This is a genomic window from Proteus vulgaris (assembly GCF_011045815.1).
GTDB classification, from domain to species: Bacteria; Pseudomonadota; Gammaproteobacteria; order Enterobacterales; family Enterobacteriaceae; genus Proteus; species Proteus vulgaris_B.
In genome coordinates this window covers 3,301,126-3,317,235 of record NZ_CP047344.1, presented here as the reverse complement: position 1 = coordinate 3,317,235, position 16,110 = coordinate 3,301,126, and the positions used below count along the sequence as shown (strand labels likewise).

Below are 16,110 nucleotides of genomic sequence, written 5' to 3'. Positions count from 1 at the left end.
TTAGAAGTACAGATTTCTCTCATTAATAAAAGATAATGAAAATTAAACAGGTCATATCGTTATATCTTTAGATAATACAACCTATTGAAAAATAAAAATCACTTGATGGAATTAGTTTATTCTCAAGTCATATTTCTTAAAGAAATCATATTCTTGAACTAACTGTGGTAGTGATCTTACTTTCAATTTTGTATACATATTTGAGCGATGAACTTCAACAGTACGAGGAGATAGCGAAAGTTTTTCCGCCGCTTCTTTGCTCGTATTTCCCTCAAGGATCATTTCCATAACTTCTTTTTCTCTATTTGATAACTTACCAAATTTATCTTTTAAAGATATATATGTTCGGAATTGCTCAACTTCACTTTCATAATGAAGGAATGATTCTGAGACAATATTAAGAAGTTCATTTACATTTAAAGGGCGAGTTAAATATTCAAAAGCACCTGATTTAAATGCACTACGACAACTTTCAATGGAACTATCCCCAGAAATAATAATAACAGGAATGATATTTTTCAATTTGTTGAGTTCTTTAATCAGTGCAATTGATGGTGCTGCACTGCTTTTTGTATTAATGATGATGCATTCTTTATGTGCTCCTTTTGTTGAAGAGAAATAGTATTTCAAGAAAGCCTGTTCATTTGAATAGGTTTTCACATTAGCAGCTAAAGAAGAAAGAACAGCTTTAAGTTGAACTTTTGTACTGTCATCTTCAAATGTGATTAAGTGGATTATTGATTCCATATGTTGCTCCTGGTTTTACTCAGCTCTTTCACTAAAAGTGAATGAGTAACGAAATTTGACTAATTTATAAGTTTTTTATGTAGGGTAACATTCACGCAACGGAGCCATATTCAGAATATATCAAATTAAAAATGATTAATACTTCTGTATTATATTATAGATAAAATATCAGAACTTTGTTTTGTTTCAATATTTGTATTTTATAGATAAGAATAATTTATTTCCATAATGGATGTTCGGATAACTATTATTAATTGTAACTAAGTTTTTTACCGTAAGTGATTTTAACTATATTGAACGCACTTAATAAGTAAAAAAATAATATATTTAGGTGTCTATTAGCGAGAAAATTAATAGTTGTATTTAGTTACAATAAAATTCCCTTTGTGGCTTTTTGACTTTACTTCTTGTAAAATAGCACTTTATTTATACCTATTCCTTTTAATAAACCAATCGAGCCAATACTATGGCGTCACTGAAAGATGTAGCTCGACTTGCATCCGTTTCTTTGATGACAGTCTCAAGAGCGATTAATAACCCTGAGTTATTAAAACCAGAAACACTGAAACAAGTCCAAAGTGCTATTGATCAACTTAACTATGTTCCAGATTATTCTGCACGAAAAATTCGTGGGCAAGGAACAAAAGTTTCCTCAATTGGCGTTTTAGCAATTGATACCGCAACAACACCATTTTCTGTTGAAATGATTTTATCTATTGAGCAAACAGCAAGAGAATTTGGATGGAGTTCATTTGTGGTCAATTTGACTGCGCAAGATTGTTATGAAAATGCTATTTGGCAGCTTTTAGCCCAGCGACCAGACGGTATTATCTATACGACAATGGGATTACGTGAAATTTCTGTGCACGAAAAATTGCATGATAAGAATCTAGTGTTAGCGAACTGCTTGGATAAGGCACACTCTTTTCCAACTTATATTCCAGATGATTATCATGGGCAATATTATGCAATGAAAAAAGTCATTGAGAAGGGATATCGTCATCCTTTGTGCTTCTATATACCTGAAGAATCGGTTGCGGGGCCTATTCGCCGTAAAGCGGTTGAAGATGCTTGGCAAGAAGCAGGGCTACCATTAACACATTTACGCCAATATACGATGATGTTTGGCGATGAGCATTACCGTGATGTGATTGAAATATTGAAAAAACATTGCACTCATCAAAAAGCAGATTTTGATATTCTAATTTGTGGTAATGACCGTATTGCTTTTTTAGCTTATCAAGTCTTGTTGTCTATGGGATTGCGTATCCCAGATCAGGTTGCTGTTTTAGGATATGACAATATGATTGGTACCGGCGATCTATTTTATCCGCCATTAACAACGGTTCAGCTTCCTCATTATGAGTTAGGTAAAGAAGCAACATTACATATTATTCAAGAGCGAAATCATCAAAATACGGTACACGTACCTTGCCAATTAGTTGAACGTGAGTCGTTATAGGACTCACGTTTTATCATCATCAAAATAGAATGAATGATTTTCAAAACTAGCCGATATGATTTAATCGCCAATATTCACCTGATAACAATATTGCATCACCACTCATTGCAAAAAGGCGTAAAGAACGTGCGTCTTGTGGCGCATAATATCGACTACTTAATGTATATTCACCTTGATTAACAAAGACTTCAATTGATGAACGATCAATAAATATGCGTAAATTTAATTGACACCCTTCAGGTAGCGGAATACTGCGAGCACCACTGATATTGTATTGAGGGTAATGACGATTAAGCACTAAACGATTTGATTGATTATCTACAAAAAGCTCTAGCCCTTCACCTAGCCATAAGCCAAATTTTTCAGCTTGGCTGTCTAAAGACCATGTTAAATCAAGTTCGATAGCTGATGTGTTATCTATTAACTCTATAGATTGATGGCTTAATGTAAGAGGTTTAATGGTATTTTTTTCTTGGCGTAATGATTCAACTTCTTTGACAGGCACCATACATAAACGATTTTTACTTTTATCAAAGGTAATTTCACGAGGCAATGTGAAGCAACCAGACCAAAACTCCGCTTTTGATGGCATGGGGGAATTCCACATATCCATCCATCCCATAGAAACACGACGACCATCAGGAGTCATAAATGATTGGGGTGCATAATAATCATGGCCATTATCTAGCTCAACAAAGTGACCTTGTGGTTTAAATGGTTGGTTTGGTGACCATTGACCGATTAACGCACCCGCTTGAAAAAGGTTCCGGTATTGATAGCCTTCCGTACGTTTTCCTTGGGGTGAAAAGACAATCGCAAATTCATTGTCTTGGCTTATTGGGAAGAAATCAGGGCACTCCCACATATAGACGTTTTTATCGTCAGTTTTTCCTAAAATAATGTAATCGGTGCTCCACTGTTTCCCTTCTTCAAATAAAGTTTCACTAGAAAAGAGCAAAACTTGTCCTTGATCTTTTTCATCTCTGGCACCGACAACCATCCACCATTTTCCGTCTTGATACCATACTTTAGGATCACGAAAATGCATATAACCTTCGGGAGGCGGTAAAACGATCCCTTTTTTTTCAAAATGAATACCGTCTTCACTGATTGCAACACATTGTGCTTCATAGATTTGGCTATCATCACCTTCGGCTGCTAACCAGTTGTGCCCTGTGTAGAAAAGATAGAGTTTGCCTTCGTGGCTAATTGCTGATCCTGAGAAACAACCACTTTTGTCGTAGTCATCTCCCGGTGCTAACGCAATAGGCTGATGTTGCCAGTGGATCATATCGGTGCTTGTGGCATGTCCCCAATGCATTGGACCCCAATCTTGAGAATAAGGATGGTGCTGATAAAAAGCATGATATAAACCATCATGATAAATAAGACCATTAGGATCATTTAACCAACCTGCGGGTGCGGCTAAATGAAATTGGGGATAAAAAGTATTACCTCGCTTTTCAATCAAGGTACTTAAGGCATTTGTTGATTGTTCTAAACGGTGTTTCATATCATTATCCTTATTATATTTTCAGTGTCTTTAGCTCACGTTTTTACGTTATAAAAGAATAAAAAACAGATTAAACTATGCGTTTCCTTTCTTTGTTAACGATAACATTTCAAGGTAAAAAAACACTTTTTATAAGATTGACATTATCATAATATCTTATTATGTTAACGTTATCAGCGTGGATTTACGAGCAATATCTTCCTTTAATCGTTATGAATACTCATAAAAACAGAATATAGTGAAGAAAAATAATTGCTTATCTTCAGGAGAGATTATGAAAGTCTGGTCTTTAGGTGATGCTGTTGTTGACCTGATCCCATTGCAAAACATGCAATATGAAGCATGTGCTGGTGGTGCGCCTGTCAATGTTGCTGCGGGCGTTGCTAAACTGGGTCAACAAAGTGGTTTTATTGGGCGTGTAGGTGAAGATGCGTTCGGCCATTTTATGCAAAAAACATTGTTTGATTTGGGTGTTGATACTCTAGCAATGGAATTTGATGAGTTTCACCGTACCAGTACAGTTCTTGTCTCTTTACAAGAAAATGGTGAGCGTGATTTTACTTTCTTAGTTGCTGAATCTGCAGATCAATTTTTAACTGAAAAATCTTTACCTGCGTTCGAAAAAGATATTTTGCATTTTTGCTCTTTAGCATTAGTGAATCCCATTTGTCGCTCAACCTTGGATACCGCAATAAAGAGTATTAAAGAGACGGATTCATTGCTGAGTTTCGATATTAACTTACGCCCTCAAATGTGGCGTGATCATGAGGATATGCGCGAAGTTATCGATAATTATGCGCATAAGGCCGACATATTAAAATTATCAGAAGATGAACTTACGTGGATGACACAAGAAGTGACATTGAATAATGCGCTTAAAAAATTAGAAGATTATCCCGCACGTTTAAAAGTGATCACTCAAGGCTCTAAAGGATGTTTAGTATTAACTCCAAATACTCAAGTTGCATTTAGTGCTTTTACCGTTGAATGCATTGATACAACGGGGGCAGGGGATGCCTTTATGTCTGGTTTGTTGGCGGCACTTGCAGAATATGGTTTTGCTGAAGATGAACAATACTTATCAAAAATAGTGACGCAAGCGGCTGCTTGTGGTGCTTTGGCCACAACTCAAAAAGGGGCGATAGCAGCGGCACCAAGTCGTAAAAAATTACATGATTTTGTTCAACAACAACCTCCTTTACATGTTCGGGAGATTTTCTGATAACTCACTGATTTTTTCTGGTTGTGGTTTTTACCACGTTTTCTCTTAATGGTATTTTCTTGCCCTCCATTAATACTGGTTTTTCTCGAAGCCATTATTAGTGGAGATTTTTTTATCTTTACGATTAGACTCTTCTATTTTTTATCAATCAATCAGCGATGTTGATCATATTGTTCTATCTGTTTTAAGCGTATGATATTAAAACGTATCGACTTTTATTGATGGAATATTAAATGTGGGCTCAATCGGGCGCAGTATTAGCCATTTTTTCTTATATTCTTTGGGGGATCACACCTCTTTTTTATCGGCTTTTACCTGGTGCTCAACCATTAGAAATGTTAGCCCAGCGTTTGATTTGGTCTATTCCTTTATTATTGCTGGTGCGACTTTTTATCAAGAATAGAACTCAATGGTGCGCGGTTTTACAAGATAAACGCTCTGTTTTTATGTGTTTATTTAGTTCAATGGCAATGGCGGTTTCTTGGTGTACCTTTACCTATGCATTAACGCATCAACAAGTATTAGAAGCGAGCTTAGGATATTTTATTAATCCACTTTTCTCGATTTTATTAGGTGTGATCTTTCTGAAAGAAAAGCTTAATCCAGTAGAAAAGTGGGCGGTTACCTTAATTTGTGCGGGAGTGGGATACCAGCTGTGGATGTACGGAGAATTACCGGTACTGGCTATTATGATGGGAGGCGCATTTGCTGTATATGGATTAATTCGTAAGTTTATTCGTTTTGATGTAATAACTTCTTTATTTATGGAAACTCTGTGGCTAATGCCATTAGCAATAGGTGTGACCATTTGGTTGTTTATGACAGATAAAAGCGCGCTACCTTCAGCAGATAATCTGACTCGTTTTTATTATGTTTTAACCGCACCTGTTACCATATTACCATTATTGTTTTTTACTGCGGCTGTGAAACGAACTACGTTAACCGTTATCGGACTAGCGCAATATATAGAACCTACTATTCAATTTTTATTGGCTGTTTTCTTATTTCATGAAGCTTTTGATGAAGTTAAAGGTGTCAGTTTTTCTCTAATTTGGCTGGGGCTTTTATGCTGTATCTTGGCACTTATCCGAAAACGTCTTAATTATCTAAAAATCCAAAAAGGAAAACGCAGCCAAATTTTGTAATTGTTTTCTTTCTTCGATTGATTATTTTTGCCTGCCTATTTTTCTATCAAGTAAAATCCGTTATGCTACGCAAAGGCAATCGTTTGCGTCATTGTGTTTTTTATAAATAGTGAGGATAAAAAATGACTGTGTTGGGTACGGCTCTTACAGCTAATGCAACAAAGGTAATGCTATTAGGTGCAGGTGAACTGGGTAAAGAAGTGGCTATTGAATGCCAGCGCCTAGGTATTGAAGTGATTGCAGTTGATCGCTATCCCAATGCACCCGCGATGCATATTGCACATCGCCATCATGTGGTGAATATGCTTGATAGTAATGCATTAAAGCTCATTATTGAACAAGAGAAACCTGATTTTGTTGTTCCTGAAATTGAGGCGATAGCAACCTCGTTATTGGTTGAATTAGAACAAAAAGGGCAAAAAGTTGTTCCTTGTGCACGCGCTGTAAAACTCACAATGGATAGAGAGGGTATCCGTCGTTTAGCTTCGGAAACATTACTTTTACCAACATCAAATTATCAATTTGTTGATGATGAAGTGAGTTTTAAAAAAGCTGCTTTAGACATTGGTTTTCCTTGTATTGTCAAACCTGTTATGAGTTCGTCGGGGAAAGGGCAAAGTGTTATCCGTAGTGAAAATGATTTAGCACATGCTTGGGCCTATTCTCAAGAGGGCGGACGAGCAGGAAAAGGGCGTGTTATCGTTGAAAAAATGATCCCGTTTGATTTTGAAATTACTTTACTGACTATTCATGCTGTTGATGGTATTCATTTTTGTGCTCCCATTGGTCATCGACAAGAAAAAGGTGATTACCGTGAGTCATGGCAACCTCAAAAAATGAGTGATATAGCCCTTGCTAAAGCAGAACATATTGCGAGTAAAGTGGTGGGAAATTTAGGGGGTTATGGCTTATTTGGCGTAGAGTTGTTTGTTCAAGGCGATGATGTATTTTTTAATGAAGTATCTCCCCGTCCTCACGATACGGGATTAGTGACACTAATTTCACAGGATTTATCAGAGTTTGCACTTCATGTTCGTGCTTTTTTAGGTTATCCCATTGGGGGGATCCGTCAGCTAGGTAACTGTGCTTCAGCCGTTATTTTGCCAGAGCTACATAGCTCAAATATCGTTTATTCTGGTATTGAAAAAGCGTTGAAGGCGAACCGTCAAATTCGTCTTTTTGCGAAACCTGAAATTACAGGCTCTCGCCGCTTAGGGGTTGTACTTGCACATGCTGATACCATCAAACATGCGCTAGATGAAGTAAAAGCAGGTGTAAACGCGATAATTATTAGTGATGGTGAGCAACTATAATATTTTTTGCTGCTAAGTTTTCGCTATTGCTTAGCAGTATTTTTTATTTGTTTGGTCGATTTTTAATCGATATTAGCCTGCTAATATATTTTCTTCATGTAATTTATGACTCTACCCTTGAAACTTGCTTAACTATCCCCACTTTTTACTCATATTGATTTTTTTCGCCAAATTAGGATTAATTGAGGTAAAAATGAGTATGAAAGGTCAGGAAACAAGAGGATTTCAGTCAGAAGTTAAACAACTTCTTCAATTAATGATCCATTCTCTTTACTCCAATAAAGAAATTTTCCTTCGCGAATTGATTTCTAACGCATCAGATGCGGCTGATAAATTACGTTTTCGTGCATTATCAGATGCAGCACTTTATGAAAATAACGGTGAATTGCATGTGCGCATTTCCACTGATAAAGAGAAACGAACTCTGACTATCAGTGATAATGGTATTGGCATGACTCGTGATGAAGTCATTGATAATCTAGGTACTATCGCAAAATCAGGTACCAAATCATTCTTAGAATCTATCGGACAAGATCAAGCTAAAGATAGCCAATTAATTGGTCAGTTTGGTGTGGGCTTCTATTCAGCTTTTATCGTTGCAGATAAAGTTACTGTACGCACGCGTGCTGCGGGCGAAACCGCTGATAAAGGCGTTTTCTGGGAGTCTGAAGGTGAAGGTGATTACACCGTTGCTGATATTGAAAAAGCGGATCGCGGTACTGAAATAACGCTTCATTTGCGTGAAGGCGAAGATGAGTATTTAGATGACTGGCGTCTACGTAGCATTATTAGTAAATATTCTGACCATATTTCTTTGCCTGTTGAAATTGAAACGAAAAATGAAGAAGACGGCACAGTAACGTGGGAAAAGATTAATAAGGCACAAGCACTGTGGACTCGTAATAAAGCTGAAGTCAGTGATGATGAATATAAAGAGTTTTATAAGCATATCTCTCATGACTTTGCTGATCCATTAAGCTGGGTACACAACCGCGTTGAAGGTAAACAAGAATACACAAGTTTGTTATATGTACCTTCAAAAGCGCCTTGGGATTTATGGAATCGTGAACAGCGTCATGGCTTAAAACTGTATGTACAGCGTGTCTTTATTATGGATGAAGCTGAGCAGTTTATGCCTAATTACCTGCGTTTTATTCGTGGGTTAGTTGATTCTAATGATTTACCACTAAACGTTTCGCGTGAAATTCTACAAGACAGCTCTGTTACACGTAACTTACGTAGTGCATTAACTAAACGTGCATTACAAATGTTACAAAAACTGGCAGAGAATAAGCCTGAAGAGTATCAAACATTCTGGAAAGAGTTTGGTTTAGTCTTAAAAGAAGGCCCAGCAGAAGACTCCTCTAACATTGAAACTATTGCTAAGTTACTGCGTTTTGCATCAACACATAACGACAGTGATGCTCAAATTGTTTCACTGGAAGATTATGTTAGCCGCATGGTAGAAGGTCAGGAAAAAATTTATTACATCACTGCTGATAGCTACGCTGCTGCGAAAAATAGCCCTCATTTAGAGCTGTTCCGCAAAAAAGGTATCGAAGTATTGCTGTTATCAGATCGTATTGATGAATGGATGATGAATTATCTGACAGAATTTGATGGCAAATCATTCCAGTCTGTCAGCAAAGCAGATGAATCACTTGATAAGCTGGCGGATGAAGAAAAACAAGCTGAACAAGAAGAAACCGATAAACAGTTAGCTCCTTTTGTTGAACGCATTAAAACCTTGCTGGGTGACAAAGTTAAAGAGGTAAAATTAACACACCGCTTAACAGATACCCCTGCGATTGTGACAACCAGTGCGGATGAGATGACTACTCAAATGGCGAAATTGTTTGCGGCAGCCGGACAAGAAGTGCCAGAAGTAAAATATAACTTTGAGCTAAATCCAAATCATCCATTAGTGAAACAAACAGCAGAGTTAACAGATGACGCTTTATTTGCTGATTGGGTCAATTTATTACTGGATCAGGCATTATTTGCTGAAAGAGGCTCTTTGGAAGATCCAAACCAGTTTATTCGCTTAGTGAATCAACTTTTAGTTCAAAAAGCGTAACTGTTTTCGTTTTCAAACATTTAAACCACGCTTCTCTGAAAAGAGAGCGTGGTTTTTTCTTTTTCGACAAAAATAAAATGCAATCGCTACCGTGATTTCTTGAGCGATGACCTCACAAAATGGTATGGTAATGCGTTTTCGAGTTTAAATATAAAAAATTAAATGCAAGGGGATTTACGCGATGCGTATCATTCTGCTAGGCGCTCCAGGCGCTGGTAAAGGCACTCAGGCTCAATTCATTAAAGAAAATTATGGTATCCCGCAGATTTCAACTGGTGATATGTTACGTGCGGCAGTAAGCGCAGGTACAGAACTAGGGCTGAAAGCAAAAGCGTTGATGGATAATGGTCAATTAGTCACTGATGAATTAGTGATTGCGTTAGTTAAAGAGCGTATCAAACAAGACGATTGCCGTAATGGTTTCTTGTTGGATGGGTTCCCAAGAACAATTCCGCAAGCTGATGCAATGAAAGAAGCAGGTATCAATGTGGATTTCGTACTGGAATTCGCAGTACCAGATGACATCATTGTAGAACGTATTATTGGCCGTCGTGTTCACGCACCATCTGGTCGTGTTTATCATGTGAAATTTAATCCACCTAAAGTGGAAAATCGTGATGACGTGACAGGTGAAGAGTTAACAACACGTAAAGATGACCAAGAAGAAACCGTTCGTAAACGTTTAGTTGAGTATCATACTCAAACGGCACCGTTAGTTTCTTATTATCAAAATGAAGCTAAAGCAAGCAATGCAAAATACTTCAAAGTTGATGGTACACAAAAAGTTAGCGAAATTAATGCTGAACTGAAAAGTATCCTTGGCTAATTTGTCATCGCTATGATTAGTCCCGGTTTAGCCGGGATTTTTTTTACCTTATTTAGCCTGTATAAAATAAGTTAAATAATTCGATCCAATAAATTGACAAGCACAATTCATTATTTTCCTTTATTCTTCTACTCTTTGGTTATCCTAATAAAAATAACTCTAAGGAGTCATGGTATGAATCATGCTAAGTATGGTGTTCTTCTCGTTAATCTTGGTACACCTGATGCGCCGACAACGGGTGCTGTCCGACGTTATTTAGCACAATTTCTTAGCGATCCTCGTGTTGTTGATGTTTCTCCTTTAATTTGGAAACCAATATTACAGGGCGCGATATTGCCGTTTCGTTCCCCTAAAGTAGCAAAACTTTATCAACAAATATGGATGGCAGAGGGTTCCCCGCTGTTAGTTTATAGTCGAGCTCAACAACACGCGCTTGCTCAGCGATTACCTAATATACCTGTGGAGTTAGGGATGTGTTATGGCAATCCATCGCTAAATGAAGGGATTGAAAAACTGTTACACCAAGGTGTTGAGAACATTATTTTGTTACCACTTTATCCTCAATACTCTTGTTCTACTTCTGCTGCTGTGTTTGATGGTGTAAGCAAAATATTGAAAGGGATGCGCACTATTCCATCCTTAAATTTTATTCGTAGCTACCCTGAACACCCGCTTTATATCAAAGCACTTGTTACCTCTATTGAGAAGAGCTTTCAGCAATATGGAAAACCAGATCGCTTAATTCTCTCTTTCCATGGCATTCCTGAGCGCTTTATCAAAACAGGGGATATTTATTATGATGAATGTTGCCTTACAACGGAAAAGCTTAAAGAACAATTAGAAATACAATTAGGCTACTCTAAAGAGCAGGTCATGTTGACGTTTCAATCGCGCTTTGGTCGTGAACCTTGGCTATCACCTTATACTGATAAAACGATGGAAAAGCTGGGAAGTGAAGGTATTAAACATGTTCAGGTTGTATGTCCAGGATTTTCGTCGGATTGCTTGGAAACATTAGAAGAAATTAATGAACAAAACCGCGAGTTCTTTATTCATGGTGGTGGTAAACAGTATGAATATATTCCCGCATTAAATGATGATCCTGAGCATATTGACTTGCTAGAGGCGATGATCCGCGAGATATGCAAAAAATAATTACTGAATTCTATAAATAAAATTATCGGATTTGATGATATATTAATTTGATCATATTTCAGTTATATATAAACTTATCTTTTCTCATTTTTTAAGTGTTTTAGTGTTAATCACTAAAATGCTGATAAACGGACACTGCATTACATAAATTTAGGCAGGAAAATGAATAGTAAGCTTTCAAAACCACAATCTTCAGAAATTGATAAAGGAAATTTCGATGACTTTTATCTAAAACAGAACGATGAAATCGATCTTTTTGAATTATTTTCTGTTATTTATAAATCAAAATTTGTCATTATTGGTATTACGTTATTATTTGCTATCGTTGGCTTTACTGTTGCAAGCTTTTTACCTCAAAAATGGACAAGCCAAGCTGCAATTACCAAGCCAATGCTCGATGAAATGAAGCAGTTAAGAGCCACATTGACTGAACTAAGCCTAGTGGATGTTGATACGGGCGTTAATGGTTCTTCCGTTTATCAAAAATTTATCAATAACTATAACTCTCGTGTTTTACGTGAAGAGTATTTGGTAAGTACGGATTATTACAAAAGTTTGCTGGCTAAAATGGAAGAGCCAACGCCACTGGATAAACGTAAATTAATTGAAGAAATCGTAACGAAAGATATTAATTTAAAAGCTTCAGATGATAAAAATAGTGAAGAAGAGTTTAGTGGCGAAATTAATCTAAGCTTTACTGCACCAACCTCAGAAGAGGCTTATGATTTACTTTCAGGCTATATTCGTTTTATTTCCACTAAAGTACGTATGGAAGTGAAAGACGAAATAGATGACCAAATTGAGCGTAAATTAAGCTTTGCTCAAAAAGCGTATGAAATGGACTTAGAACGTATTGCTAATGCACGTAATGTAAATGTCCAACGCTTAAAATATGCGTTAGAGATTGCTAATGCGGCAGGTGTAAAAAAACCAATTTCAAGTGAAGGCGCACAAATTAAAGATGACCCTGATTACTCTATTGCTATGGGTTCCGATGCGTTAAGTAGTAAATTGGCTATCACAGAAGCTATCACTGATCCAACAACAGTGAGTGCTGATCTGAAAAACCGTTTATATAACATGAAGCAGTTAGAGAAAGTGAAATTAGATGAGCTTCAATTTGTACCATTCAAATATATGTTGAAGCCTTACGAACCGACTAAAAAAGATGCCCCTAAACGTGCTCTGATTTTAGTTGGTGCTGCTTTTGTTGGTTTCATCCTTTCTGTAATGGGTGTTTTACTGAGCTATATGGCGAGAAGCCGTCGTAAAGCTGCATAAAAATATCTCCAAATAAGTAGGTGTACAGACGTACACCTACTGTCTCTCCCATAATATTGTGTTAACATTGCGCATCTTTTTTAGCTGTGTAGCATCGTTCACAATGAAATTCCCTGGCAAACGAAAATCCAAACACTATTTTCCCGTTAGTTTACGAGATCCTTTATTACAACCCATCATCAATATGACGGAGAGCGAATCTTCTCGCGCCTATATTGTCGGCATTGACCAAACATTGGTGGATATCGAAGCGAAAGTTGATGAGGCATTTATTACCCGTTATAACTTGAGTCAGGGACACTCTCTAGTTATTGAAGATGATGTTGCAGAAGCGCTTTATCGTGAATTAACAGATAATAACTTAATTACTCACGAATTTGCAGGTGGCACCATTGGTAACACGTTGCATAACTACTCTGTATTGGCTGATGACCGCTCTGTGTTATTAGGTACTATGTGTAATAACATTCAGATTGGTAGCTATGCTTATCGCTATTTATGTAACACGTCTAGCCGTACTGATTTGAATTACCTTCAAGGTGTCGATGGTGCTATTGGGCGCTGTTTTACGCTGATCACGGAAAATGGTGAACGTACTTTTGCAATTAGCCCAGGCCAAATGAACCAACTTCAGCCTGAGAGTATTCCAGAAGAGGTGATTGCAGAAGCTTCAGCATTAGTTTTAACGGCTTATTTAGTACGTTGTAAACCTGGTGAGCCAATGCCTTTGGCGACCATGAAAGCAATTGAATATGCGAAAAAGTATGATGTACCCGTAGTGCTGACATTAGGTACTAAATACGTTATTGCGGATGATCCACAATGGTGGCGTGATTTCTTAAAAGAACATGTGTCTGTTGTGGCAATGAACGAAGATGAAGCATTTGAGTTAACGGGGCATTCTGATCCTCTTCTTGCCTCTGATGTGGCGTTAGAATGGGTTGACTTAGTTCTTTGTACCGCAGGCCCCGCAGGGCTTTATATGGGCGGTTATACGGAGCAAAGCTTTAAACGTCAAACAACGCACCCATTATTACCTGGTGCAATTGCTGAATTTAATCGTTATGAATTTAGTCGCGCAATGCGCTACAAAGATTGCGAAGAGCCTGAAAAAGTCTATTCCCATATCGAGCCTTATATGGGGGGCCCTGAGAAAATCATGAATACAAATGGTGCGGGTGATGCAGCATTATCAGCATTACTGCATGATATTACAGCAAATAGTTATCATCGAATTAATGTGCCGAATTCGAGTAAGCATCCTCGAACTTATTTAACCTACTCATCATTAGCACAAGTGTGTAAATATGCTAATCGAGTGAGTTATCAAGTGTTAAGTCAGCATTCGCCTCGTTTAACGCGTGGTTTACCTGAAAAAGAAGACAGCTTAGAAGAAGCCTATTGGGAACGTTAAGTTTATATTGTTTCTAAGTTTTATTTTATCTGTGTGAAATAAAAAACCTATCAAATTTGATAGGTTTTTTATTGAGTTAAATTTGTAGCGTTAACAGGCTATCTATATTTGATTATTGTGATGCACTTGGAGCAATAATTTGCTGACCATTTTCAGGTGTATCATCAATTGCACAACCAAACTCTACTTCCTTCACTAACATATCAGCCATTGCAGATGCAGTTTGATCTTCATCGATAATGACGTGATTTGCGCCTTTCTCAAGGATAAAAGAGGCTTCTTCATCATAGTTAGCCCGAACAATAATATCGTCGAAATGAGCACGAACAATGATATTTAAATTAGGGTTCATACTTCTTGCTGTTTCAGCAATATCAGCGGCTTCATAACCATTAGGGATAGTCAGTAATAACGATTTAGCACAATCGATACGCGCTAAAGCGAGTGACTCTTTAGTAGAGGCATTACCCAGTACCGTATTTAAGCTTTTCTCTTTTAATTCAGCAAATTTATTACGGCTATTTTCGATAATAACTAACGGAATAGATTTAGCTAATAATTTTTCAGAAAGCATACTTCCTGCTCGTCCATAACCGACAATGATGGCATGGCCACAAATATCGACAGGAACTGGCATTTCTTCTTCCAGCTCTTCTTGTTGTAGTTGTTCCACTTCTTCTTTTGTCTCTGTTTTTGCCAAATAACGGTCTAATAGAGAGAACAGAACAGGGTTTAGCATAATAGAAACTAAAGCACCGGCTAAAACAAGGTTACGTGCATCTGGCTCTAAAACGTTGAGCGCAACACCAAGGCCAGCAAGAATAAAGGCAAATTCACCAATTTGAGCAAGGCTTGCAGAAATAGTTAAGGCAGTTCGTCTGGAATGCCCAAACATTCGCACAAGCACTAATGCAGCCGCTGATTTACCAATAATAATGATAGCGAGTGTTGCTAAGATGCCGAGTGGGTGTTCAATTAAGACCATAGGATCAAACAGCATACCTACAGAAACAAAGAACAGTACAGCAAAGGCATCACGCAGTGGTAAAGTATCTTGAGCAGCTCTGTGGCTTAAATCAGACTCATTGAGTACCATACCGGCGAAGAATGCGCCTAATGCGAAAGAAGCATCAAATAGAGTTACAGCAGCATAAGCGATACCTAAAGCTAGTGCTAATACACATAACGTAAAGAGTTCGCGAGAGCCCGTTGCTGCGGTTTTGGCTAAAATCCAAGGAATAAGCTTACGACCAACAATCATCATGATTAAGATAAAGGCAACAACCTTACCGATGGTGATCCCTAAATTAATCATTAGTTGAGAAATACTGGTTTGGTCACTACTTTCTAGCATATTGGCAGCAGCTGGGAGTAGTACAAGGGCTAATACCATTGCTAAGTCTTCAACAATCAACCAACCAATAGCAATTTGCCCTCGCTGGCTATCAATCAGGCCTCTTTCTTCAAGTGCTCGTAAAAGAACAACGGTACTTGCTGTTGATAGACATAAACCGAATACAATGCCACTAAATAAACCCCAGCCAAAAAATGCCGATAATCCCAATCCTAATAGTGTTGCGACTGCAATTTGCGCAATAGCACCTGGAATAGCGATAGCTTTTACCGCCATAAGATCTTTTAAAGAAAAATGTAAACCCACGCCAAACATTAGCAGAATGACGCCGATTTCAGCGAGTTCAGGGGCGAGAGAAGTATCAGCGACAAAGCCTGGGGTAAATGGGCCAGCGAGTACACCCGCAGCAAGATATCCTACTAAAGGTGAGATTTTTAGCCGTTGAGCGATCATGCCTAAAATGTAAGCAAGTGCTAACCCACCAACAATGGTGGTAATGAGGGGTGTTGAATGCGGCATCAATTCTCCTTCTTTTTATAAAACTACATGTATCGGGGGCGAGTAATATAGCAGGCTGATAGTTTAACGTATTCATGCAATA

The 16,110-nt window shown here is 37.7% G+C and carries 12 protein-coding genes; 9 read left to right on the top strand and 3 right to left on the bottom strand.

Annotated elements, in window-relative coordinates; genetic code table 11:
* Positions 1–111 precede the first annotated feature (111 nt).
* Positions 112–747: a response regulator transcription factor gene (locus tag GTH24_RS15775; protein ID WP_072070139.1), complete on the bottom strand. Its 636-nt coding sequence runs from the start codon at positions 745–747 to the stop codon at positions 112–114.
* 466 nt (positions 748–1,213) lie between these two features.
* Here GTH24_RS15775 and GTH24_RS15770 point away from each other — a divergent pair, with 466 nt between their 5' ends.
* Entirely contained in the window at positions 1,214–2,209 is a 996-nt protein-coding gene (locus GTH24_RS15770; RefSeq protein WP_115350805.1) for a LacI family DNA-binding transcriptional regulator, read from the top strand.
* A 46-nt stretch (positions 2,210–2,255) separates the two neighbouring features.
* Here GTH24_RS15770 and GTH24_RS15765 read toward each other — a convergent pair whose 3' ends face one another.
* Complete coding sequence (locus GTH24_RS15765) at positions 2,256–3,722, bottom strand: glycoside hydrolase family 32 protein (protein WP_072070137.1); 1,467 nt, start codon at positions 3,720–3,722, stop codon at positions 2,256–2,258.
* Between the two features lie 274 nt (positions 3,723–3,996).
* Between GTH24_RS15765 and GTH24_RS15760 the strand changes: the two genes are divergently transcribed.
* The 8 genes from GTH24_RS15760 to GTH24_RS15725 all read left to right on the top strand — a co-directional run bounded on the left by GTH24_RS15760 (position 3,997) and on the right by GTH24_RS15725 (position 14,155).
* The gene (locus tag GTH24_RS15760; protein WP_164526681.1) at positions 3,997–4,944 is read left to right on the top strand and encodes an aminoimidazole riboside kinase; all 948 of its coding nucleotides are present in this window, start codon (positions 3,997–3,999) and stop codon (positions 4,942–4,944) included.
* Between the two features lie 233 nt (positions 4,945–5,177).
* The gene (rarD, locus tag GTH24_RS15755) at positions 5,178–6,089 is read left to right on the top strand and encodes an EamA family transporter RarD (protein WP_164526680.1); all 912 of its coding nucleotides are present in this window, start codon (positions 5,178–5,180) and stop codon (positions 6,087–6,089) included.
* A gap of 122 nt (positions 6,090–6,211) precedes the next feature.
* On the top strand, positions 6,212–7,402 hold the full coding sequence (purT, locus tag GTH24_RS15750) for a formate-dependent phosphoribosylglycinamide formyltransferase (RefSeq protein WP_072070134.1): 1,191 nt from the start codon (positions 6,212–6,214) through the stop codon (positions 7,400–7,402).
* 199 nt (positions 7,403–7,601) lie between these two features.
* Entirely contained in the window at positions 7,602–9,479 is a 1,878-nt protein-coding gene (gene htpG / locus GTH24_RS15745; RefSeq protein WP_072070200.1) for a molecular chaperone HtpG, read from the top strand.
* A 181-nt stretch (positions 9,480–9,660) separates the two neighbouring features.
* Complete coding sequence (gene adk, locus GTH24_RS15740; RefSeq protein ID WP_023582632.1) at positions 9,661–10,305, top strand: adenylate kinase; 645 nt, start codon at positions 9,661–9,663, stop codon at positions 10,303–10,305.
* Between the two features lie 174 nt (positions 10,306–10,479).
* Complete coding sequence (gene hemH / locus GTH24_RS15735) at positions 10,480–11,460, top strand: ferrochelatase (RefSeq protein WP_072070133.1); 981 nt, start codon at positions 10,480–10,482, stop codon at positions 11,458–11,460.
* Between the two features lie 162 nt (positions 11,461–11,622).
* Complete coding sequence (gene wzz(fepE) / locus GTH24_RS15730) at positions 11,623–12,741, top strand: LPS O-antigen length regulator Wzz(fepE) (RefSeq protein ID WP_164526679.1); 1,119 nt, start codon at positions 11,623–11,625, stop codon at positions 12,739–12,741.
* A gap of 103 nt (positions 12,742–12,844) precedes the next feature.
* Positions 12,845–14,155 (top strand): inosine/guanosine kinase, encoded by a 1,311-nt coding sequence (locus GTH24_RS15725; RefSeq protein WP_072070131.1) that lies wholly within the window; start codon positions 12,845–12,847, stop codon positions 14,153–14,155.
* A 112-nt stretch (positions 14,156–14,267) separates the two neighbouring features.
* On the opposite strand, the gene ybaL is transcribed toward GTH24_RS15725, so the two are convergent.
* Positions 14,268–16,028: a YbaL family putative K(+) efflux transporter gene (ybaL, locus tag GTH24_RS15720; protein ID WP_164526678.1), complete on the bottom strand. Its 1,761-nt coding sequence runs from the start codon at positions 16,026–16,028 to the stop codon at positions 14,268–14,270.
* Positions 16,029–16,110: the final 82 nt, after the last annotated feature.